The sequence below is a fragment of the Streptomyces sp. NPDC053432 genome, from assembly GCF_055585365.1.
This window is the reverse complement of the sequence record NZ_JBVJKF010000007.1, coordinates 236650-258283: the sequence shown is the minus strand read 5'-3', so window position 1 is coordinate 258283 and position 21634 is coordinate 236650. Positions and strand designations below refer to the sequence as shown.

Below are 21634 nucleotides of genomic sequence, written 5' to 3'. Positions count from 1 at the left end.
GGCGCGGCACGCCGCGCCGTGAAGGGCCCCGGGGCTGCTGCCCCGGGGCCCTTCGGCGTGCGGTCGCGCCCTACTCCGTCCAGGCGCGCGGCCGCAGCGGGAGGCCCGATTCCCCCCTCGCCGAGGGGCGCACCGCGAGCACCTGGTTGACACCGAGCCGGCCCCGCTCGAAGCCCAGCGCGGAGGCCGCCATGTACAGCTGCCAGACGCGGGCGCGCCCGGGCGAGGTCAGCCGTACGCACTCCGCCCAGTGCTCCTCCAGCCGCGCCACCCACGCCCGCAGGGTCAGCCCGTAGTGCTCGCGCAGCGCCTCCACGTCGCGGACCTCGAAGCCGGCCCGCTCCAGCTCGCCGACGGTGCTGCCGAGCGGGGAGAGCTCCCCGTCGGGGAAGACGTAGGCGTCGATGAACTCGTCGATCCGGTAGGCGTCCTCGTCGGCCTCCGGGGGCCGGGCGATCTGGTGGTTCAGCAGCCGTCCGCCCGGGCGCAGCAGGGCGTGCAGGGTGCGGGCGTACTCGTGGTAGCGCTCGGCGCCCACGTGCTCGGCCATGCCGATGGAGGAAACGGCGTCGTACGGGCCGTCCTTCACGTCCCGGTAGTCCTGGATCCGGATCTCCACCAGGTCGGTGAGCCCCTCGTCGGCGACGCGCTTGAGGGCGTAGGCGGCCTGCTCGCGGGAGAGGGTGATGCCGGTGACCCGGACGCCGTACTCGCGGGCCGCGTGCACCGCCATGGAGCCCCAGCCGCAGCCCACGTCGAGGAGCCGTTCGCCGGGGCGCAGGGCGAGTTTGCGGCAGACGAGGTCGAGCTTGTCGCGCTGGGCCGACTCCAGGGTCCCGCCGCGCGTCCAGTAGGCGCAGGAGTACACCATCGAGGGGCCGAGCACGCGTTCGTAGAACTCGTTGCCGACGTCGTAGTGGTGGCTGACGGCCCGCCGGTCGCGGCCCCTGCTGTGCTGCGGCCCACCGCGCCGGACGCCCGCCTCCTCGGCCGGGGGCGCGGGCGGCGGCAGCGGTCCGGCGAGCGCTACCAGCCCGCGTACGGCGGCCCGGCGCTCGGGGTCGCGCAGCAGCCGGGCGGCCTCCGGGAGGGCGGCCGGGCGGGCCTCCCGCGCCCGGTCGGCGACGGCGGCCAGGGCCGCGAGCGGCCCGGCCCGGCCGGCCCGCCCGGCCGTCGGGCCCGCGGGCCCGGAGCGGACGGCGGGCGGCAGCGTGCGCTCCTTCTCCCAGACGAGTCCGGCCACCCGGTCCAGCAGCTCGAACAGGTCGCCGTCGACCGTGAGGTCGCCGGCGACCCACGCGCGGGCCAGGCCGAGTTCACCCGGTTTCCAGAGCATCCGGCGCACGGCACGGCGGCGGCGGAAGACGAGCACGGGACCAGTGGGCGGGCCCGCCTCGCTGCCGTCCCACGCACGGATGCGCACGGGCAGCGGGGCTTCCAGCAGGGTCTCGGCTAGAGCAGCCAGCCGCGGCGCGGCGTCGTTCATGGCGCACCTCCACAAAGCTCCGACGCATCCGTCTACCCATCCCGGGCTCCGGGTACGCCGAAGGGGCCGCCCGCACCACGGATGGCGGGCGGCCCCTTCGGGGTCGTGCTGGGTGCGCCGGAGCGCTTACGAGGCCTTGGCCTTCTCCGCCGGGGCGGAGGCGGCGGCCGGAGCCGGCGCCGGCTTGGCGGCTTCGTAGAACTCCTCGCGGGGGGTCTCCAGGGCTCCGAGGGAGACGACCTCGCGCTTGAGGAACATGCCGAGGGTCCAGTCGGCGAAGACGCGGATCTTGCGGTTCCAGGTCGGCATGGCCATGCCGTGGTAGCCACGGTGCATGTACCAGGCGAGCCGGCCCTTGAGCTTGATCTTCATCTTGCCCATGACGATCATCGCGACGCCCTTGTGGAGGCCGAGGCCCGCCACCGCACCCTTGTTGGAGTGCGAGTACTCGGTCTGCGGGAAGCCCCGCATGCCCGAGATGACGTTGTCGCCGAGGACCTTGGCCTGGCGCAGCGCGTGCTGGGCGTTCGGCGGGCACCAGGCGTTCTCGACGCCGGCCTTGCGGGCGGCGATGTCGGGAACCTGGGCGTTGTCGCCGGCGGTCCAGATGTAGTCCGTGCCCTTGACCTGGAGGGTCGGCTCGGCGTCCACGTGGCCGCGCGGGCCCAGCGGGAGGCCGTAGCGGGCCAGCACCGGGTTGGGCTTGACGCCCGCGGTCCACACGATGGTGTTGGAGTCGACCTCGAGGCCGTTCTTCAGCACCACGTGGCCGTCCACGCAGGAGTCCATGGAGGTGTTGAGGTAGATCTCGATGCCGCGGGACTCGAGGTGCTCCTTGCCCCAGGTGCCGAGCTTGGGCCCGACCTCGGGGAGGATCTTGTCGGCCGCGTCGACCAGGATGAAGCGCATGTCCTCGCGCTTGATCGTGGAGTAGTACTTCGCGGCGTCGCGGGCCATGTCCTCGACCTCGCCGATGGTCTCCGCACCGGCGAAGCCGCCGCCGACGAAGACGAAGGTGAGGGCCTTGCGGCGGACGTTCTCGTCCGTCGTGGACTCGGCCTTGTCGAGCTGCTCGAGGACATGGTTGCGCAGGCCGATGCCCTCTTCGACGCCCTTCATACCGATGCCCTGTTCGGCGAGGCCGGGGATCGGGAAGGTGCGGGAGACGGCGCCGAGCGCGATCACCAGGTAGTCGAAGGGCAGCTCGTACGCCTCGCCGACGAGCGGCGTGACGACGGCGACCTTGCGGTCCTGGTCGATGCTGGTGACCCGGCCGGTGAGTACCTCTGCCTTGGGCAGCACGCGTCGCAGCGGGACGACGACGTGCCGAGGCGAGATGCTGCCTGCGGCCACTTCGGGGAGGAAGGGCTGGTAGGTCATGTACGACCGCGGGTCGACGACCGTGACGGTCGCCTCGCCGTAACGCATCTTCTTCATGATGCGCTTGGCCGCGTACAGACCTACGTACCCACCTCCTACAACGAGGATCCTGGGACGCTCCGTGGTGCTCATGGAACGAGTATCCAGCACCCCCAGGGGTGATGCTCGTGAGCCCCTTCACAAGGTGCGGAAGACCCTCTGCTACACTCCGCGGCCCGCGTGACGGAAGTCATGACACGCAACGGGAACCGCGGCACCTCGGAGATCGTTGTTCACCCGTCCTGAACTGGGATGTAGGCCCTCGACCGGACTGGACCACCGGTCTTTGTCCATACGTCTGACGCGGAACCCGTCGGCTCCGACATTCGCACGAACGCTCAAAAAAAGAGCCCGAGGGCCTCGGAAGAGCCCCGAACGGCCCCTCCGACTGCCCTGCGGACCCCTTTTCCTTGTGAAGAACTTCACGAACTTGGTGTGGATCAAGGGGCCGAAGTCCCCCGCGGACCCCCGCAGAGGCAGCCCGAAGCACCGTTCCGCCTGGGAATCCGCTGCCCGCCGCGCCCCGTCTCAGGCTACGGACCAGGCGATGCCGTCCGGCATCTCCGGTGAACCGGTCACCGGCTCGGCTCGGCTCGGCTCGGCTCGGCTCGGGACAGCCTGTGTACACATCCGCGCGTACACTGCTGTCATGAGTGAGAACGCTGTGACCGTGCGCGAAGCCCGTGCCCACCTCGCGGACCACATCAACCGGGCGGAGCAGGGCGCTCCGACCATAATCACCCGCAACGGCGCCCCGGTGGCCGCCCTCGTTCCCATCGCCGACTTCAACGCGCTCGAAGCCGCGGCCGACGAACTCCTCGCGCGCGAGGCGGAGGCCGTGCTGGCAGAAGGCGGGCCGACCGTGACCATGGCCGAACTGTTGGCCGACCTGTTCAGTGAGCGGGGTGACGGCGCGGCGTGAAGTACGCGTTCCGGTTCACCACCGCGGCGCAACGGCAGCTCCGGGCAATCGACAAGCCGGCCGCAATGCGCATCCTCGCCGCACTCACCGCGCTGGGAGACGATCCGTACCGCGAGGACGCCGACGTCAAGAAGCTCACCGGACCTTCCGGCCTCTACCGGCTCCGGGTGGGCAGTTACCGGATCGCCTATCAGGTCCTTGACGGCGAGCTCGTCATTCTCGTCGTCAAAATCGGCGACCGGCGGGACATCTACCGCAACATATGAGGCTACGACGACGGCGCTCCGATCAGTCGACCGGAGCGCCATCGCTCAGCGGTCCGGCAGGTCGGAGCGCTGCTTGTCGGTCTCGACCTCGTCCGCGGTCTTGATCGCGATGCCGTCCAGGATGTCGTGCTCCGAGACGACGACCTCCGAGGCCCCGATGCGCTCCATGATCGCCAGCAGGACCAGGGCGCCCGCGCCGATGACGTCCACCCGGCCCTCGTGCATCACGGGGATCGCGGCGCGCTCGGCGTGCGTCTGCGTCAGCATCCGCCCGCTGATCTCGCGCACCTGCTCGTAGGAGATCCGGGAGTGGTGGATCCGCTCGGAGACGTACTCCGGCAGGCCCAGCGCGATCCCGGCGACCGTGGTCACCGAGCCGGCCAGACCCACCAGGGTGCGCGCCTCGTGCAGCGGGACCGATTCCTCGGCCAGGTCCAGGGCCGCCTCGATGTCGGCCCGCATCGCGTCGATCTGCGCGGCGGTCGGCGGGTCGGTGACGACCCCGTCCGCCACCAGGTGACGCTCGGTCATCCGGACGCAGCCGACGTCCACCGAGCGGGCGGCCCGTACGTGCTCCTCACCGACCACGAACTCCGTCGAGCCGCCGCCGATGTCGACCACCAGGAACGGCCGTTCCAGGTGCTCGTGCGCGGTCAGCTCCTTGGTGGCGCCGGTGAAGGAGAACTCCGCCTCCTCGTCCCCGGTGATCACCTCGGGCTCGACGCCCAGGATCTCCTTGACGCCCCGAACGAACTCGTCGCGGTTCTCGGCGTCCCGCGAGGCGGAGGTGGCCACGAAACGCACCCGCTCCGCGCCGAGTTCCGCGATGACCCGCGCGTACTCGCGGCAGGCCGCGAAGGTGCGCTCCAGGGCCTCGGGGGCCAGCCGGCCCGTCTTGTCGACGCCCTGGCCGAGCCGCACGATGGTCATGCGGCGGTCGAGCTCGACCAGGTCCCCGGTGGCCGGGTCGCAGTCCGCGACGAGGAGGCGGATGGAGTTCGTCCCGCAGTCGATGCCCGCGACCCGGGTCACTTCGCGTCCTCTTCCTTCTTCTCCGCGCACGGGGTGACGCAGGGGCCCTTGGCCCACCACTCCGGCAGCATCGCCAGCGCCTCGTCGCCGAACGGGTTCACGCCCGGGCCGGCGGCCAGCGAGTGGCCGACCAGGACGTGCAGGCACTTCACCCGGTCCGGCATGCCGCCGGCGCTCGGGAAGCCCTGGAGCACCTCGATCGCGTCACGGCGCCGGATGTAGTCCTCGTGCGCGGCCCGGTAGGCGGCGGCCAGCTCCGGGTCCTCGGCGAGCCGGGCCTGCATCTCCTTCATCACGCCGTTGGCCTCCAGCGTGCCGATGGCGCCGGCGGCGCGGGGGCACGTCAGGTAGTACAGCGTCGGGAAGGGCGTGCCGTCGGGGAGCCGCGGGGCGGTCTCCACCACGTCCGGCTGGCCGCAGGGGCAGCGGTGCGCGATGGCGCGCAGGCCGCGCGGCGGGCGGCCGAGCTGCTGCTGGAACGCATCGACGTCGGCGTCGGTCGGCTCGGTCCGGTCGGTCTGGGGCGGGGGCGTCTGCATGCCTGGAGGAAGTCTCTTCGTTCTCGTGGATGGGTGCGGTGCTCAGTCGCCCGGGCGGTCGGCCTTGTCGACGCCGTCCCAGACGTTGGAGTACCAGGGCCGGACGGTACCGGCCTTGCCGGTGCGGTGCCGTTCGGGGCCTTGCGCCCCGGGGTCGGTCATGATGTAGCCGATCTCCCCCGGGCGCAGGAAGTGCAGGTGCTTGCGCGCCTGCTGCTCGGCGTAGGCGTCGTCCTGCCAGCGGGCCTTCTCGTCGCGGAGCCGCTCCAGGCGGTCCCGCGCCGCGGCGGCCGCCTTCTGCTGCTCCGCGATCTCCGAGCGCTGGGAGACGTACTGGCGCATCGGATACGCGAGGGCGACGACCAGCGTACAGAGGACGAGCACCAGGAGGGCCGCGCGTCCGGTGAGCCGGCTGCGGCGGACCTGACGGCGCGACTGGGAGCGGTAGACGTGGGCGGCGGTCCGCTCGCCGAGCTGCTTGAGCCTGGTCGCGGTGGAGAAGGTGGAGAACCGATCCCGGTTCCCGGCCATTGATCCGCCTCCCCTGTGTACACGTACCAACCAATACGTCCCCGCACACGGTACGGGACCGAGTGCGGGGACGTACGGAGGCTAGACCCGGAGGTCCGGATCAGCCCTTGAAGCGGGGGAACGCGCTGCGGCCCGCGTACACCGCGGCGTCGTCGAGGATCTCCTCGATGCGCAGCAGCTGGTTGTACTTGGCGACGCGGTCCGAGCGGGCCGGGGCGCCGGTCTTGATCTGACCGCAGTTCACCGCGACGGCGAGGTCGGCGATGGTGACGTCCTCGGTCTCGCCGGAGCGGTGCGACATCATGCACTTGAAGCCGTTGCGCTGGGCCATCTCGACGGCGTCGAGGGTCTCGGTCAGCGAACCGATCTGGTTCACCTTCACGAGCAGGGCGTTCGCGGAGCCCTCCTCGATACCGCGGGCCAGGCGCTCGGGGTTGGTGACGAAGAGGTCGTCGCCGACGATCTGCACCTTGGAGCCGATGCGCTCGGTGACGGTCTTCCAGCCGGCCCAGTCGTCCTCGAACAGCGGGTCCTCGATGGAGACGAGCGGGTACGCCTCGACGAGCTCGGCGTAGTAGTCGGTCATCTCGGCGGCCGAGCGGGACTTGCCCTCGAACTCGTACTGGCCGTCCTTGTAGAACTCGGACGCGGCGACGTCGAGCGCGAGCGCGATGTCCGTGCCCGGGGTGTAGCCGGCCTGCTTGATGGCCTCGATGATGAGGTCGAGCGCGGCGCGGTTGGACTCCAGGTTCGGGGCGAAGCCGCCCTCGTCGCCCAGGCCGGTGGACAGGCCCTTGGAGTGCAGGACCTTCTTGAGGGTGTGGTAGACCTCGGCACCCCAGCGCAGCGCCTCGGAGAAGGACTCCGCGCCGATCGGGGCGATCATGAACTCCTGGATGTCGACGTTGGAGTCGGCGTGCGACCCACCGTTGAGGATGTTCATCATCGGAACGGGCAGCAGGTGCGCGTTCGGACCGCCGAGGTAGCGGAAGAGCGGAAGGTCGGAGGCCTCGGACGCGGCGTGCGCCACGGCGAGGGAGACACCGAGGATGGCGTTGGCGCCGAGGGAGCCCTTGTTCTCGGTGGCGTCCAGGTCGATCATCGCCTGGTCGATCAGGCGCTGCTCGGTGGCGTCGTAGCCGACGAGCTCGGGGCCGAGCTGCTCGATGACGGCGAGGACGGCCTTCTCGACGCCCTTGCCGAGGTAGCGGTCGGGGTCACCGTCACGGAGCTCTACGGCTTCGAATGCACCGGTGGAGGCACCGGACGGAACTGCAGCACGGCCGGTGCTGCCGTCGTCGAGGCCCACCTCGACCTCGACCGTGGGGTTGCCTCGGGAGTCCAGGATTTCCCGGGCTACGACGACGTCGATGGACGGCACGAGCATCTCCTTCTGGGATGTGACGCTGGGTGTGCGGCGGCATGTCAGGCCATGGGACGGCCTTGCCGCTTAGAGCCTAACCGCCTCCGGGCATTCGGCCTGCCGACCGCCCGGGTCCTGGGACGAAAAAGGGCCCGAATACCCCCGTTCCAGGACATACGACTCTGGAGAAAGGCGCCTTGGCCCGCACACACGCCGCCGCCCGGCGCGTGGAGGGGAAGGCGCGCCGGGCGGTGGGGCTGTCACATGCGGTGAAAGGGCCTGCGGCTAGTGCCGCATTGTTCAGCTGAGCTTCAGCTTCTGACCCGGGAAGATCAGGTCGGCGTCGGACACGATGTCCTTGTTCAGCTCGAAGAGCTTCTCCCAGCCGCCCTTGACGGCGTTGGCGTCGGCGATGGCACCGAGGGTGTCGCCGGCCTTGACCTCGTACGAACCGTTGCCCGTCTTCGGGGCCTCGGTGCGCTCGGAGCGGGTGGTCGGGGCCGGGGTCTCGGAGCGCTTGGGCTCCGTCTTCTTCGGCTCCGTCTTCTTGGTCTCGGTCTTCTTCGGCTGGGTCTTCTTGGTCTCCGTCTTCGGGGTCTCGGTCGAGCCGCCGGTGTAGGAGGAGTTCGACAGACCCACGCCGCAGGACGGCCAGGCGCCCTTGCCCTGGCCCTTGAGGACCTTCTCGGCGATGGCTATCTGCTGTGACTTCGAGGCCTGGTTGGCCTGCGGGGCGTAGGCCTTGCCGCCGTACGCGGCCCAGGTGGAGGAAGAGAACTGCAGGCCACCGTAGTAGCCGTTGCCCGTGTTGATGGACCAGTTGCCACCGGACTCGCACTGGGCGACGCGGTCCCACTCGCTCGCGGTGGCGGCGCTCGCGGTACCCGCGGCCATCAGCGGCGCGGCGACGACGGCGCCGGCGACACCGGCGAGCGTGGCGATGCGGACGGCCTTGGTGGCGCGACGGTGCTTGCCCTTGCCGGAAAGCAGCATGAGGTTCTCCTCACCGACGCCTACGAGGTGAGCTGTCGGGTTCGGGCGAGTGAGTTGCCCGGCCGTGCGACCCAGCGCACGTCTTGACCCCTAGCCGGTTGCCGGCCGTCTCTCAACGGCCGTTCCCGGCACCTACCTTGGTTCCCCCGCTCCTGCCTCCGGCGCTTGACGCGACGACTGTTCCCCCCGTCCGCCGGCAGGATTCGGCGATGCGGTCGAAGGAGCCCGCGGTGGCGGGCGATTCAGAAGGTAGACAGGTCTCTCCCCGATGTTCAACGCGCGGCATCGGGGAGAAACGGCCCCTACTTGCGTCCTTCTCAAAGGCGTTTGCGCAGGTGAGGACGGGGTTTGCGCAAGCCCCGGGGCGGGACACGCCAGTTGACCGGAAGAGACACATGTCTCACTTACAGAAAACCGACAATCAACTCTTACCGGTCAACTGAAGTGCCCTTACTGTCCGGATAGATCCAGGTTCTGTCCGGGCTTGATCAGGTTGGCGTCCCCGCCGATGACCTGCTCATTGGCCTTGTAGAGGGCGTTCCAGCCGCCCTTGACCCCCTTGGCATCCGCGATGGCCGTCAGGCTGTCGCCCGTCTTCACGGTGTACGTGGGCTCCGACGCGGCATCAGGCGTCCCGGGAGTCTCCGGGGCCGGCGTGCCGCGGTGCTTGCCGGTGCCCTCGGCAGTCGTGACGGGCGGTGCGGTCGAGGCGTCAGGCGCCGTGGGGACTCCCGGGTTGGCCGGGTCGGCCGGGTTCGCCGGGGGCAGGCCGGGCGCGGTCGGCGTCGTCGCGGGAGGCGCCGTCGGGGTGCCGGGGTCGGCGGGCTTACCCGAGTTGCCCTGATCGCCCGGGATACCCGGGTTGCCCGGGTTGTTCGAGTTGCCCGGAGTCGTCGGCTCGTCAACCGGGAGGTCCGCCGGGGGCATGACGGGCAGTCCGAGGTTCGGGCCGAGCGGGCCGTCGGCGATCCCCGGGGTCGGAGCCCCGAAATCCGTGGACGGCGGCACGGCCCCGGAGGGCGGTACGACGTCGTCCGGGCGGGAGGGGGTGGGCTTGACACTGCCGTGGTTGCCGGGCTGGCCGGGGTCGACCACGGCGGCGGGGCCCTGCGCGTCCAGCCCGGCGGGCGCCGCGCACATCGGCCACGCCTGCGGGCCCTTGGCCGCGAGCACGCGTTCGGCGACGGCTATCTGCTGGGAACGGCTCGCGAGGTCGGCCCGCTCGGCGAAGTCGAGGCCGCCGGCCTCCCGCCACTCCTCCTGGGTGAACTGGAGGCCGCCGTAGGCGCCGCTGCCGAAGTTGGCACTCCAGCTGCCGCCGCTCTCGCACTCGGCGACCTTGTCCCACGTGGAGGTGTCGGCCGCGCTCGCGCCGGTGGCGGCGAGCAGCGGCAGAGCCAGCGCGGAGCCGGTGACTCCGGCAGTGACGACTATCGCGGGCACCTGACGGGGGCGTCTGTGGCGGCCGTTCCCGGAACGCATGAGGCTGCACCTTTCGCATAACGGCGGGGTAACGGCAGAACCTAGCCGCCCTCGAACGCATGTCACAAGTTCGGCCGGGAACTGACGTCGGATCAGGCGGCCCTCAGTTGTTCGGTACTGCGAAGCGAACGGGAAGAGTGCGCAGGCCACGCATGATGAGTCCGCCGCGCCAGCGCAGCTCTTCCGGTGGAACGGCGAGTTCCAGATCCGGCAGACGCGTCAGCAAACTCGCAAGTGCGGTCTGTCCTTCGAGCCGCGCGAGCGGAGCGCCCAGGCAGTAGTGGATGCCGTGCCCGTAACCGAGGTGCTGATTGTCACTCCGCGAGAGGTCCAGGGTGTCCGGGTCGGCGAACCGCCCGGGGTCCCGGTCGGCCGCCGCGAGGACCACCAGGACCGGATCCCCGGCCGCGATCTCCTCACCGCCGAGGGTCATCGGCTCGGTGGCGAACCGCCACGTCGCCAGCTCCACCGGGCCGTCGTAGCGCAGGAGTTCCTCGATGCCCGTCTCCAGCAGGCCGGTCTCCCCGGCAGCGAGGGAGGCCTGGAGGCGCTCGCGCTGGCCGGGGTTCATGAAGAGGGCGTGCAGCCCGTTGCCGATCAGGTTGACCGTGGTTTCGAAACCGGCGAAAAGCAGGATGAAAGCCATCGCGGTGGCCTCTGCCTCCGTCAGGTGGTCGCCGTGGTCACTCGCCCGGATGAGGTCGGAGATGAGGTCATTGCCCAAATCGTCCCGCTTCCGGTGGATCAGTTCCCCGAGATAGGTGCGCATCTGCTTCACGGAACGGGCGACCCCGCCGCGCGGACCGCCGCCGTGGCGGATCATCATCCCGGCCCAGTCGCGGAAGTCGTCCTGGTCCTCGCGCGGTACGCCGAGCATCTCGCAGATGGCGTAGATGGGGAGCGGGAAGGCGAACTCGTGGATCAGGTCCGCCTCCCCCTTCCGGGCGGCCCCCGCCTTTTCGACGATCTCGTCGATGAGATGGTCCGTGAGCTCCTGCACCCGCGGGGTGAACTCGGCCACCCGGCGCGGGGTGAACGCCTTCGACACCAGCCGCCGCAGCCGGGTGTGGTCCGGCGGGTCGATGTTGAGCAGGTGCGTCATCAGCTCCGCCTTGCGCTCCCCGGGGATCCCCGTCTTCCCCTTGGCGTGCGCGGGCTCGGCGTGGTGCGCCGGGTTCTTGCTGAGCCGCTGGTCGGCGAGGGCCTGGCGGGCATCGGCGTACCTGGTGACCAGCCAGGCCTCGACCCCGCTGGGGAGCTTGGTGCGGTGCACCGGGGAGTGCTCGCGCAGCCAGGCGTAGGCGGGGTACGGGTCGGTCGCGAACTCCCAGTCGAAGAGGGTCGGACCCTGCGCGGAGGAGTGGTCGTCGGGGGCTGCGGGAGTCTGATCGTGCACCCGCCGACCGTATCCCGCCTTCACCCGTCATCCCATATGGCCCGTTCGCCGCGGCTGTCCGTAGATGGCCCTCGGCTTGACGTCGCGCACCGCGGCGTTCCTACTTTCGGTTCTGTGGATGTGAGGATCTTGAAAAGCAGTTTCGCGGTGGTGGAGAGACGGGCCGAGCACGCGGTCAAGTTCTTCTACTCCCACCTCTTCTGGCACAACCCCCGGTTCCGTGACCTCTTCCCGGCCTCCTTCGAAGACATGGAAAGACAGCGGGACCGCCTCTTCGCCGCGCTCACGTACGTGATCGCCCACCTGGAGAACGAGAGCCTCGTCCCCTATCTGCGCGACCTGGGGCGCGACCACCGCAAGTTCCTGGTCGAGCCCCACCACTACGCGGCCCTCGGCTCCAGCCTCCTCGCCGCGCTCGCCGAGACCTCCGGCGGCGCCTGGACCACCCGGACCGAGAAGGCGTGGGCCGAGGCCTACCAGGTGATCGCCGACGCGATGATGGCGGGCGCCGCCGCGAGCGAGGACCCGCCCTGGTGGGACGCGGAGGTCGTTCGGCACCTCCGGTACGGAGAGGACATCGGCGTGCTCACTCTGGAGCCGCGGATCCCCTTCCCCTATCTCCCCGGCCAGTACACCAGCGTGAGCGCCGAACGGGTCCCGACGACCTGGCGCACGTACTCCATCGGCAACGCGCCCCGCCCCGACGGCACCGTCGACCTGCACGTCAGCCGGATCGACCGGGGCCGCCTCAGCACCCACCTGGTCCGGGACACCCAGCCGGGCGACGTACTGCGCCTCGCCGCGGCCGGCGGGCGGATGACGCTGCGCCGCGCGGGCCGGCCGGTCAGCCTCATAGCGGCCGGCACCGGCTGGGCACCGGTCCGGGCCATGCTGGAGGAACTCACCGGGCATCCTCCCGACCAGGACGTGCGGCTCTTCGTCGTGGCGCGGGACGCCGCGCACCTCTACGACCGGCCGCTCATCGACGCGTACGCGGCCGCCTGCGACTGGCTGGCCGTCACCTACATCACGCCCGCTCCCGGCCGGCACCGCAACCAGGCCACGGACCGGCTCGTCACCGCGTTGGGCAACCGGGGGCTCTGGCCCGACCAGGACGTCTACGTCAGCGGGCCGCCGCCGTTCATCAACGAGACCGCCCGGCTCCTGGAGGAACTCGGTGCCCCTCCCGACCGGATCTTCCACGACTCCGTACCGGCCGGCGGCAAGGACCCGGGTCCCGCGAACGGGCGCCCGCTGGGTTTCGGCGAGTGGTTCCTGAACCCCCCGCCACCGCACTGGCACGACCCTTCGGGCCGAGCGCCGAAGGACGGCCCCGGCACCTGAACACCGCTGCTGGGGGCTACGCGCCGACGCCCTCGGCCGCACGGATCGCATCCCGGTAGACGCGGGCCGCCGCCCGCAGAGCCGTCTCGGGGTCGACCCCCTCCTCCTCGGCGCGCGCCGCGAGCGCCAGCAGCTCGTACCCCACGCCCTCACCCCTGGGCAGCTCCACGGCCAGTTCCCCCGCACGGGCACGGCCGACGAGCTTCGCCGCGAGCGCGAGACCGGGCTGGCCCAGCGGGATCCCGTCGGTGACCGACTCCCGCCGCTTCTCCACCGCCTTGGTGCGCTGCCAGTGCTCGTGCACGTCCTCGGGGGTCTCGGCCGACGCGTCGCCGAACACGTGCGGATGCCGGTGGATCAGCTTCTCGACGAGGGTCCCGGCCACGTCGTCGATGGAGAACGCCCCGCCCTCGCCCTCCTCGTCCTCCTCGTCCTCGCCGCCCGTGGCCTCCTGCGCGATCCGCGCGTGGAAGACCACCTGGAGCAGGACGTCTCCGAGCTCCTCGCGCAGCTCCGTACGGTCCCCGGCCTCGATGGCCTCGACGAGTTCGTACGCCTCCTCGATCGCGTACTTCGCCAGGCCCTGGTGGGTCTGCTGCGAGGTCCACGGGCATTCGCGCCGGACCCGGTCCATCACCTGGACCACGTCGAGCAGGCGTGCGCCCGGCAGGTCGTAGGAGCCCGGCAGCAGTTCCAGGTCGGGCATCGAGAAGCGGCCCGAGCCCGCGAGCCGCGCCAGCCCGTCGGTGAGCCGCTGGTCGCCCTCCCCGCCGGGGAGCACCACGACCGTGCGGCCGCCCGCGCAGGCCTCGACGAGCGCGTGCGCGTCGGGGGCCTCGTGCTCGACCTCGATGCCGGCCTCCCGCAGGTACGGCAGCTGCGGGTGGCCGGGGTCGGCGCAGAGCACCCGGTCCGCGGCGTGCAGCGTCTGCCAGGCCGGCCAGGACAGCACGCCCGGGGCGACCCGGTGGCTGGTGGTCAGCAGGACGATGCGGCCCGTGGGCTCGGCGGCCGGAACGGGTCCGGCGGGTGCGGGGCCGGTGGATGCGGGGTCGGCGGGTGCGTGGTCGGTCACCCTTCGAACCTACCTCTGCGCGGCCGCCATCGGATCCACGGGGGCGTCCTCGGCCCGGGAGCGCTGGACGATCCAGGGGGTCTCCCCGGCGCCGAGCCGGATCTGCTTGTCGTCCCAGGCGCCGTAGCGCGGGTTCACCTCGATGTGCAGGGCCTTGACGGCGGCCCGGGCGGGCTCTTCGAGCTTCCCGTTGCCGTACTTGGCGGTCAGCTTGGAGAGCAGCACCCGGTTGCGAAGGAAGCGGTCGGCCTGGGCCGGGGCCATGGCGCCGCCCTGCAGCAGCTTCGCCTCGAACTGCTCGGTCCCGCCCTCCTCGGCGACCAGCGCCTTGCGGGCCTCCTCGACGTCCTTCTCGGTGGCCTCGATCCCGGCGGTGTCGGCCATCTTGTCGATGATCCTGCTCTGGAGCATCGCGTCGAGCTTCTGCCGCTCCAGGTTCGGGGTGCTCGCGATGAGCTGGGCCGAGCCCTGCCCGGAACGGTTCTGCGCGGCCCGGACGTCGTTCACCTGCGCCTGGAGCGCGGAGGTCGTGATCCGTTCGCCGCCGACGACGGCCGCGGTACCGGGGCGGGTCCCGCCGGAGCAGGCGGTCAGCAGGGGGGCCGCCAGGAGCAGGGCGGCGGAGACGGAGATCGCTGTGCGACGGTGCAAAGGAGCCTCCAGGGCCGGGAGATTGTGCGTTCTTGCACAAGGCCGTGCGGTGATCGATGTTATGAGGTCGGAGTGATCCGAGCCACTGCTTCGACCAACGATTCGCGGACGGGGTGAACACGCCCCGTGCGCAGTCGGATCGGGCCGCCCGGCGGGTCCGCCGCGCCATCCGGTCACCCGTCCTGCGGACCCGGCGCCCCCGTGGCGGCCATGGCCGCGACGACCGGCCACCCGGAGGCCACCCTTCGGTCACCCGTCGCTGCCACAGTGCGCGCACCATGCCAACACCGCATCCCTCGCCGCGCAGCGCACCGCGCCGCCGCAGCCTGCGCGGCTCCGCGCTCGCCGCCCTGCTCACGACGGTGGCCGTGTGCGCCGGGGACGCCGTCGCCCGGGTCTTCCCGTACGGCCCGCGCCACCGCAGCGTCAACGACCTCGGCAACCAGTTCGTGCCCTTCCACGCGCAGCTGTGGGACCTGCTGCACGGCCGGGCGGAGGGCGGGCTGCTGTTCAACTGGCGCTCCGGGTACGGCACGAGCTTCCTGCCGGATCTGGGCACCTACCTGACCAGCCCGTTCGCCCCGCTGGTCGGGCTGTTCCCGCGCGCGGACATCGACCTCGCCGTGTACGTGGTCACCGTGCTCAAGACGGTGGCCGCGGCCGCGGCGATGGCGTGGCTGCTGCGCACCCAGCATCGCGGCCCGTGGTGGGCGGCGGGGCTGCTGGGGGCCTCGTACGCGCTGTGCGGCTGGTCGGTGATCGAGGCCTCCTACAACCCGATGTGGCTGGACGGGCTGATCGCCTTCCCGATGCTGTGCCTGACCGGGGAATGGGCGCTGCGCGGGCGCCGGCCCGTGCTCGGCGTGCTGGTCGTGGCCGTCTGCTGGACGGCGAACTTCTACACCGCCTACATGGCGACGCTGGGCGCCGCCCTGGTCGTCCTCGTCCGGGTCGTGCTGGCGCGGCAGGGGGTCCGGGCCCGTCTCGCCGTGGTCGGGCGCGCGGCCGGGACGACGGTACTGGGGATCGCGCTGGCGGCTCCGGTGCTGCTGCCGCTGTTCCTGAGCTCGGGGCAGGCCTACCCGGGGTGGGTCAAGGAGTTCCGGCCGGTGTCCTGGGCCGACCTGTTCGCGCGGCTGCTGCCGGCGACGTACTCCTTCTCCTCCCCCGCCGTCTTCGTCGGCACCGGCACACTGCTGCTGGTGGCTGCGCTGCCGTTCCACCGGGCCGTGCCCGCGCGGACCCGGCTGTGCTGGGCGGGGCTGACCGCGGCCGTGGCGCTCTCGCTCCAGTGGGCGCCGACGCACCTGGCCTGGCACCTGTTCGCGACCCCGAACGGCAGCCCGTACCGGCAGACCTTCGTGCTCGCCGGGATCGCCGTGGTCGCCGCCTGGGCCGGCCTCGCGGCCGGGATGCCGGGGCCGCGCGCCCTGGCGGGCGGGGCGGCCCTGCTGGCGGCGGCGGCCCTGTGGGCGGCCGGCAGTCCCCTCACGACGCGGATCGGGTACGTCCTGTTCGCCGGCGGACTGGTGTCGGCCGCCGCCGCGTGGTGGGCGCTGCGCCACCGCCGGCTGGTCCTCCCGGCGGCGGCCGCGCTGGCGGCGGTGCTCGCCGGGCAGGCCGCCGCGACCACCGCGTACGGCCACCGGGGCAAGCTCGGCGGCCTCGACGACTACCCGTCCTGGTCCGCGGCGCACACCGCGCGGGCCGAGGCGCTGGCGGGGGCCGAGGGCTGGCCCGCGTACCGCACGGACCCGAGCCGGCCGGCCCTGACCGGCAACGACCCGATGCTGCTGGGCGGGGAGGGCGGCGCGTACTACAGCAGCCACACCCCGGCGGTGTTCACGCGCACGATGGTGGCGCTGGGGGCGGGGTGGACCTCGCGGGGCCGCAACGTCCAGAGCATCGACAGCCCGGTGACGGACGCCGTGTTCGCGGTCGGCGCCCGCCTGCGGCCCGACGGCACGGTCCGCCGCGCGCAGGTGCCTCCGCTGGTGACGACCCGCCCGCCGGGCCCGCCCGCCGCCTACGGGGACTCGCCGTTCGCCAACCAGGAGCTGCTGCTGGGCGCGAGGGTGTACGAGGATCCGCAGGCACCCGGGGTGTGCCGCGCGGGCACCGAGGCCTTCCTGTGGGCTCCGGAGTACAACGCGACGGCCCGCCTCGCCGACGGGCCCGCGTTCCGGCTGAACGGCAACGCGCCCCGCAACCGGGCGGCCGTCCAGCCGCTGGGGGTCTCCCGCGGGGCCTCCTCGGCGCTGGTGTTCGACGCGGCCGCGCCGCCCCGCTGGGCCCTGTCCTGCCTGGACCGCTCACGCCTGGACCCGGCGGTGGCCGCCCTGCGCGCGGGCGCGGCGACCTCGGTGCGGGTCGGCTCCTCGGGGGTCCGGGCGACGCTGCCGCCGGGTGCCACGGGCACGGCGGTGCTGTCCGTGCCGGCGGTCGCGGGCTGGACCTGCAACGGCCGCCCGGCCGGGGCGTACCTGGGTCTGGTGGCGGTCCCCCTCGACGGCGGCACCACCACCGTCGCCTGCTCCTTCCGCCCACCGGGGCTGGTCCCGGGCACGGTCGCCGCGGGGACGGCCGTGGCCGTGCTGCTGGGTCTGGCGTCGCTGCGCGGGCGGCGTCAGCGCACCTGACCCAGCCACTGCAGGGTGCGGCGCACCTCGGCGGGGAAGGGGTGGGCCGGGCCGTGCAGGCGTTCCGCGTCGAACAGGAGCCGGACCAGGGTGTCGTGGGCGGCCTTGCGGTCGCCGAGGGAGAGCTGGAGGTGCGCTATCCGGCGGCGGACCTCCAGGGGCAGGCCCGGGTCCGGGTTGGCGTAGTGGTTCTCGAAGAGCGGGAGCAGCGAGCGGTACTCGGCCAGGGCGGCCGCCGGTTCGCCCAGTTGCTCCAGGCACTGGGCCGAGTCGTAGCGGAAGCGCAGGGCCTGGGAGTCACCGGCTGGGAACTCGTCGGCGAGGCGGCGCAGTTCGGGCAGGGCGCGGCGGTACTGGCCGTCGCCCATCAGCGTGGCCGCGTACTGCTTGCGCAGGGAGCGGACGACCGGGGAGTGCTCGCCGTGCTCGGCGGCGGCCGCCGGCAGGATGCCGCCGAGGATGTCCACGGCCTGGGTGAGCCGGCCCTGGGACAGCAGCTGGCGGGCCTGGTCCACGGCGCCGGCGATGTCCGGCTTGGCGGGCGCCGTCGGCGGCGCGCTCGGCCGCGGCGGGATGCCCGGTACCTGTGCCGGGACGGACGGGACGCCCGGCACCGAGGGGGTGGCGGGGGCCGCGGTGAGCGAGGGGGCCCGGTCGGGCCAGGGGGCCTGCGGCCGCAGGAAGGGGCGGGTCGGGTCGAGCGGCCCGGCCGGGGCGGCGCTGCCGCGGGCGGGCAGCAGCGGGGTGAGGGCCTCGTACACCTCCTGCGCGGAACCGGGCCGCTCCTGGGGGTCCTTGGCGAGGAGGCGCAGCAGGATCGCCTCCAGCTCCTCCGGTACCTCCGGGCGCAGCCCGCGCACCGGCTGCGGGGGCTCGTAGAGGTGGCGGTGCAGGACGCCGAGGGCGGTGGAGCCGGCGAAGGGGACGTTGCCGCTGAGGAGTTCGTAGAGCAGCACGCCCAGTGCGTAGAGGTCGGTGTACGGGCCCACCGCGCCGCCCATGGCCTGTTCGGGCGCCATGTAGGCGGGGCTGCCGATGGGCGAACCGGTGCTGGTGAGACGGGTGGTGTCGGTGTCCATCACCGAGGCGACGCCGAGGTCCAGGACGAGCACGGTGCCGTCCGGACGGATCATCACGTTGCGCGGCTTCAGGTCCCGGTGGACGATCGGCACCGCGTGCACGGCGGACAGCACCGAGCACAGCTGCGCGACGACGGAAACCGCCCACTGCCAGGGGTACGGGTCGTGCTCGGCGAGGTGGTCGGCGAGGTCCGCGCCCTCCACGTACCCCATGACCAGGAAGAGCTCGTCGCCGTCGCTGCCCGCGTCGTGCACGGTGACCAGCCCGGGGTGGTCGACCTGGGCCGTCACCCGGCACTCGCGCACGAAGCGGCGGCGCAGTTCCTCGGCGACGGTGCCGGGGCCCGCGACCTTGTCGGGGCGCAGCAGTTTGACCGCGACGCGCCGGTCGAGGCGCCGGTCGTAGGCCGTCCAGACCTGGCCCATGCCGCCCTGGCCGAGGATGGTGGCGAGCTGGTAGCGGTCGCCGATGAGCCGGTCGGTCACTGGTGCGGATCCTGGAAGGAGGTCGGGGTCTGGTTCGGGTCCTGCTGCCTGCGCAGCAGCTCGCTGAGCTCGTCGAGTTCGGCGCGCACCTGGCCGATGCGCGGCGCGCCGGGCGCCTGCGGCGGTACCTGGGGCGCCTGCATCTGGCCCGGGACGGGCGTGGGCGCCTGGGGCGGGTAGCCGTAGCCGGAATGCTGCGGCGGCACCGGCTGGGAGTAAGGGGCGGGCGGCTGCTGCCCGTACCAGCCCCCGGCCGGGATGCCGCGGGCGCGGGAGTAGTGCCGGATGTCCTCGTAGAGGAAGTAGGAGATGACGGCGATCGCGGTGGTCAGGGAGGTGATCATCGCTATGTCGGTGCTCAGCCCGGTCTCGCCCTCGGGTGTCTTGTCCGAGCCGACGAACGCGACACACAGGATGTTGATCACGACCGTGCCGACGAAGAGGATCCAGTTGCGGCGCGACCGCGTGACGATCGCGAGCTTGAGCATGCCGGCCCATGCCAGAAACCCGCAGCTGAGCACGGTGAGCGCGACGAAGAGCACACGCAGCGATACCTGCAGCCCGTTGCCGGACTGGTCACCGGGCTGCGGCGGGGTGAGGCCGGGGCCGTGCATCGTTGCTCCTGACGGGCCGTACGGAAGGGTTGCGCGTCTGAGCGTATAAGCCTTTTCGGCCGGGGGTGAGGGCGCGAGCGCAACCGTTGCATGCTCGCAGCACACGGCGCGGGCCGGGGTGCTAGTCCGGGGCGACCGTGCCGTCCGACAGGCCGTCGTAGAGGCCCTGTACGAGCTGTTCGCCGAGCCGTCCCGCCAGCCGCAGCGCGTCCTCGAACTCGGCGAGCGCGCGGAACCGGGCCCCGTAGCCGCGCTGTTCGGCCAGCGGCCGGCGGGGCAGCCGCAGTCGGCGCACGTCGAGCCGGGTGGCGGTGGAGGCGTGGCTGCTGGCCCGGCGGGTGCCGGCGGTGCCGCGGAGGAATCCGGCCAGGAACCACGGGTCGAGGGCGGCCGGGTCGGGGCGCAGCAGGACGAGGCCCCGGCCGGGTACGGCGCCGGCGGTGTCCGCGTCGACGACGCGGGCGACGGAGGCGGCGCCCACGACGGGGACGAGGACGTCGCCGGGGGCGGTGAGCAGGGGCGCCTCGGGGGCTGCCGCGAGGGTGCCGGTGGGGCCGGTTCCGGCGTAGACGTCCTGTTCGGTGAGGACGGGGGCGCTGCCGCTTCCGGCGCCCGTGCCGGTGTGGAGCTCCAGGGCTCCGGCGCGGGCCAGTTCACCGATGGTGGTCAGCGGAGGCCGGCCCGCGGTCCCGGCGGGCGGGGCGGCGGGCGGCGGGGTGAGCCGGGCCGCCCGGCCGAGGGACTCGGTGAGTCGGTCGCGTACGGCGGTCAGCTCGGCGGGGCCGCCGCCCGCGGCGGGGGGCGGCAGGTGGCGGGCGGGGGTGAGGTCCACGTCGTCGTCGAGCAGTTCGACGACGGGCACGACGCGGGTGGCGCCCGGGACCTCCTCCACGGTCCCGGTGGTGTCGTAGGCGGCCCAGGCGGCCTCCGCCCCGCCGTCCCCGGCGGCCGCCGCGGCCGCGGTGTCGATGAGCAGCAGCCCCGTCGGGGGCGCCGCGTGCGGGGCGGGCCTGCGCAGCACCCACAGGTGCAGGGGGATCCCGTACGGGGGCGCCGCGCCGGCCGGGAGGGCGACGACGGCCCGCAGTGCGCCGCGGCGCAGCAGGTCGGCGCGGATGCGGCGGCCGGAGCGGCGGGCGGCGACGGCGGGGGGCATGAGCAGGACGGCGGTGCCGCCCTCGCGCAGGTGGGCCAGGCAGTGCTGGACCCAGGCGAGTTCGGATTCGGTGCGGGCCGGGAAGCCGTACTCCCAGCGGGGGTCGTAGGCGAGTTCCTCGTGGCCCCAGTTGCGTTCGTTGAACGGGGGGTGGCAGAGCACGGCGTCCACGGCGGCGCCGGCGAAGGCGTCGGCGCGCAGGCTGTCGGCGGCGGCCGCCCGGACGGGGGCGGGCCCGCCCAGGGCCAGGCGCAGCGCGGTGAGGGCGGCGAGTTCGGGCGAGGAGTCCTGGGCGTGGACGGCGGTCGCGCCGGGGAGCGCGCGCAGCAGGGTGCCGGTGCCGCAGGCGGGGTCGAGCACGGTGCGGGGGGCCGCCCCGGCCCGGCCCGGGGGTGCGACGAGGGCGGCCATGAGCGAGGCGAGGCCGTCCGGAGTGAGCGTGTACTGGCGGGGGTTGGCGTCGAGGTGGCGGCCCAGGAGGAACTCGAAGGCCTGGTGGGCGCCGAGTTCGGCGGCGAGTTCGGCGGCGGCCCGCAGCAGCGGCACGGTGGCGGGGGGCAACGGGACCTCGGTGAGGGCGTGGCCGGGGCCGAGGCGGTCGCGGAGCACCTCGTCGAGGACGGGCCGCAACTGCTCGGCCACGTGCCCGTCGGGGCCGGCGGCCAGCTTCAGCCACTCGGCGGGCCGTTCCCGTACGACGAGCAGCGCGCAGCCGGCCTTGACCAGGGCGGCGACGGCCCCGCCGGGGTGGGCGGCGACCTGCTGCCAGACGCGCTCGCGCAGCGGTACTTCGGCGAGTTTGCCCTGGGCGCGCAGCCACTGTTCGACCTCGGGGAGGGCGAAGGAGGGGCTGGCCTCGGTGCCGCCCACGGGCTTGGGGAAGTCGGCGTGGCGGCGGCGCCAGTTGCTGACGGCGGCGCGGCCGACTCCGGCCAGACGCGCGACCTCGGCCGCGGTGACTTCCACGGGGGCGGGCTCCGCAGGGGGGTTGGGGGCCTGGGGTGCGTGGGGGGCGTGGGGCGCGCCGATCTCCTCGGACATGCCGCGGAGCATACCCGTTCACACGCAAGAGCCCCATTCACAGCGTGAACTCAACTTCTTCCGTGCATCCTGTTGACTCGGTTCACAAGCATCTGCTGTGATCACTCCGCCGAACAGGAA

At 72.7% G+C, this 21634-nt stretch carries 18 protein-coding genes and 1 riboswitch; of the genes, 4 read left to right on the top strand and 14 right to left on the bottom strand.

The features are described 5' to 3' along the window. Nucleotides 1-70 precede the first annotated feature (70 nt). Both ACZ6Y1_RS14915 and ACZ6Y1_RS14910 read right to left on the bottom strand, forming a co-directional pair. The gene (locus ACZ6Y1_RS14915) at nt 71-1486 is read right to left on the bottom strand and encodes a class I SAM-dependent methyltransferase (protein ID WP_469628110.1); all 1416 of its coding nucleotides are present in this window, start codon (nt 1484-1486) and stop codon (nt 71-73) included. 126 nt (nt 1487-1612) lie between these two features. Then, nucleotides 1613-2998 carry an NAD(P)/FAD-dependent oxidoreductase gene (locus ACZ6Y1_RS14910; RefSeq protein ID WP_469628107.1) on the bottom strand — a complete coding sequence of 462 codons (1386 nt, stop codon included), beginning with the start codon at nt 2996-2998 and terminating at the stop codon, nt 1613-1615. A 556-nt stretch (nt 2999-3554) separates the two neighbouring features. Here ACZ6Y1_RS14910 and ACZ6Y1_RS14905 point away from each other — a divergent pair. Further along, the gene (locus ACZ6Y1_RS14905) at nt 3555-3827 is read left to right on the top strand and encodes a type II toxin-antitoxin system Phd/YefM family antitoxin (protein WP_469628104.1); all 273 of its coding nucleotides are present in this window, start codon (nt 3555-3557) and stop codon (nt 3825-3827) included. Next, a complete protein-coding gene (locus ACZ6Y1_RS14900; protein ID WP_469628101.1) occupies nt 3824-4093 on the top strand; it encodes a type II toxin-antitoxin system RelE family toxin in 270 nt (89 codons plus the stop codon). Before ACZ6Y1_RS14905 ends, ACZ6Y1_RS14900 begins: the two co-directional genes overlap by 4 nt. Nucleotides 4094-4138: 45 nt before the next feature. Here the strand turns inward: ACZ6Y1_RS14900 and ACZ6Y1_RS14895 are convergent, their stop codons facing one another. The 7 genes from ACZ6Y1_RS14895 to ACZ6Y1_RS14865 all read right to left on the bottom strand — a co-directional run bounded on the left by ACZ6Y1_RS14895 (nt 4139) and on the right by ACZ6Y1_RS14865 (nt 11429). Beyond that, nucleotides 4139-5125 (bottom strand): Ppx/GppA phosphatase family protein, encoded by a 987-nt coding sequence (locus ACZ6Y1_RS14895; protein WP_469628098.1) that lies wholly within the window; start codon nt 5123-5125, stop codon nt 4139-4141. Then, nucleotides 5122-5664, bottom strand: a complete 543-nt coding sequence (locus tag ACZ6Y1_RS14890; protein ID WP_469628095.1) for a DUF501 domain-containing protein — start codon at nt 5662-5664, stop codon at nt 5122-5124. Before ACZ6Y1_RS14890 ends, ACZ6Y1_RS14895 begins: the two co-directional genes overlap by 4 nt. Nucleotides 5665-5706: 42 nt before the next feature. Continuing rightward, nucleotides 5707-6195 carry an FtsB family cell division protein gene (locus tag ACZ6Y1_RS14885; RefSeq protein ID WP_385128690.1) on the bottom strand — a complete coding sequence of 163 codons (489 nt, stop codon included), beginning with the start codon at nt 6193-6195 and terminating at the stop codon, nt 5707-5709. 100 nt (nt 6196-6295) lie between these two features. Beyond that, the gene (gene eno, locus ACZ6Y1_RS14880; RefSeq protein ID WP_469628092.1) at nt 6296-7576 is read right to left on the bottom strand and encodes a phosphopyruvate hydratase; all 1281 of its coding nucleotides are present in this window, start codon (nt 7574-7576) and stop codon (nt 6296-6298) included. A gap of 282 nt (nt 7577-7858) precedes the next feature. After that, the gene (locus tag ACZ6Y1_RS14875) at nt 7859-8551 is read right to left on the bottom strand and encodes a transglycosylase family protein (protein WP_469628089.1); all 693 of its coding nucleotides are present in this window, start codon (nt 8549-8551) and stop codon (nt 7859-7861) included. A 2-nt stretch (nt 8552-8553) separates the two neighbouring features. Further along, nucleotides 8554-8725: riboswitch (cyclic di-AMP (ydaO/yuaA leader) on the bottom strand. A 276-nt stretch (nt 8726-9001) separates the two neighbouring features. Beyond that, nucleotides 9002-10033, bottom strand: a complete 1032-nt coding sequence (locus ACZ6Y1_RS14870) for a LysM peptidoglycan-binding domain-containing protein (protein WP_469628084.1) — start codon at nt 10031-10033, stop codon at nt 9002-9004. Between the two features lie 103 nt (nt 10034-10136). Then, on the bottom strand, nt 10137-11429 hold the full coding sequence (locus ACZ6Y1_RS14865; protein ID WP_469628080.1) for a cytochrome P450 family protein: 1293 nt from the start codon (nt 11427-11429) through the stop codon (nt 10137-10139). A 120-nt stretch (nt 11430-11549) separates the two neighbouring features. Here ACZ6Y1_RS14865 and ACZ6Y1_RS14860 point away from each other — a divergent pair, with 120 nt between their 5' ends. Continuing rightward, on the top strand, nt 11550-12773 hold the full coding sequence (locus tag ACZ6Y1_RS14860) for a globin domain-containing protein (protein WP_469628076.1): 1224 nt from the start codon (nt 11550-11552) through the stop codon (nt 12771-12773). Between the two features lie 16 nt (nt 12774-12789). Here ACZ6Y1_RS14860 and ACZ6Y1_RS14855 read toward each other — a convergent pair whose 3' ends face one another. Together ACZ6Y1_RS14855 and ACZ6Y1_RS14850 are read right to left on the bottom strand one after the other, a co-directional pair. Continuing rightward, nucleotides 12790-13848, bottom strand: coding sequence for a nucleoside triphosphate pyrophosphohydrolase (locus ACZ6Y1_RS14855; protein ID WP_469628073.1), 1059 nt, complete (start codon nt 13846-13848; stop codon nt 12790-12792). A 9-nt stretch (nt 13849-13857) separates the two neighbouring features. Further along, nucleotides 13858-14499 (bottom strand): SurA N-terminal domain-containing protein, encoded by a 642-nt coding sequence (locus ACZ6Y1_RS14850; RefSeq protein ID WP_469628070.1) that lies wholly within the window; start codon nt 14497-14499, stop codon nt 13858-13860. Between the two features lie 278 nt (nt 14500-14777). Here ACZ6Y1_RS14850 and ACZ6Y1_RS14845 point away from each other — a divergent pair, with 278 nt between their 5' ends. After that, nucleotides 14778-17138, top strand: coding sequence for a YfhO family protein (locus tag ACZ6Y1_RS14845; RefSeq protein ID WP_469628065.1), 2361 nt, complete (start codon nt 14778-14780; stop codon nt 17136-17138). Here ACZ6Y1_RS14845 and ACZ6Y1_RS14840 read toward each other — a convergent pair. The 3 genes from ACZ6Y1_RS14840 to ACZ6Y1_RS14830 form a co-directional block, all read right to left on the bottom strand. Further along, the gene (locus ACZ6Y1_RS14840) at nt 17126-18643 is read right to left on the bottom strand and encodes a protein kinase domain-containing protein (RefSeq protein ID WP_469628309.1); all 1518 of its coding nucleotides are present in this window, start codon (nt 18641-18643) and stop codon (nt 17126-17128) included. The genes ACZ6Y1_RS14845 and ACZ6Y1_RS14840 overlap by 13 nt on opposite strands. Before the next feature lie 56 nt (nt 18644-18699). Beyond that, the gene (locus ACZ6Y1_RS14835) at nt 18700-19317 is read right to left on the bottom strand and encodes a hypothetical protein (RefSeq protein ID WP_469628063.1); all 618 of its coding nucleotides are present in this window, start codon (nt 19315-19317) and stop codon (nt 18700-18702) included. 121 nt (nt 19318-19438) lie between these two features. Further along, nucleotides 19439-21514: an N-6 DNA methylase gene (locus tag ACZ6Y1_RS14830; protein ID WP_469628060.1), complete on the bottom strand. Its 2076-nt coding sequence runs from the start codon at nt 21512-21514 to the stop codon at nt 19439-19441. Nucleotides 21515-21634 lie beyond the last annotated feature (120 nt).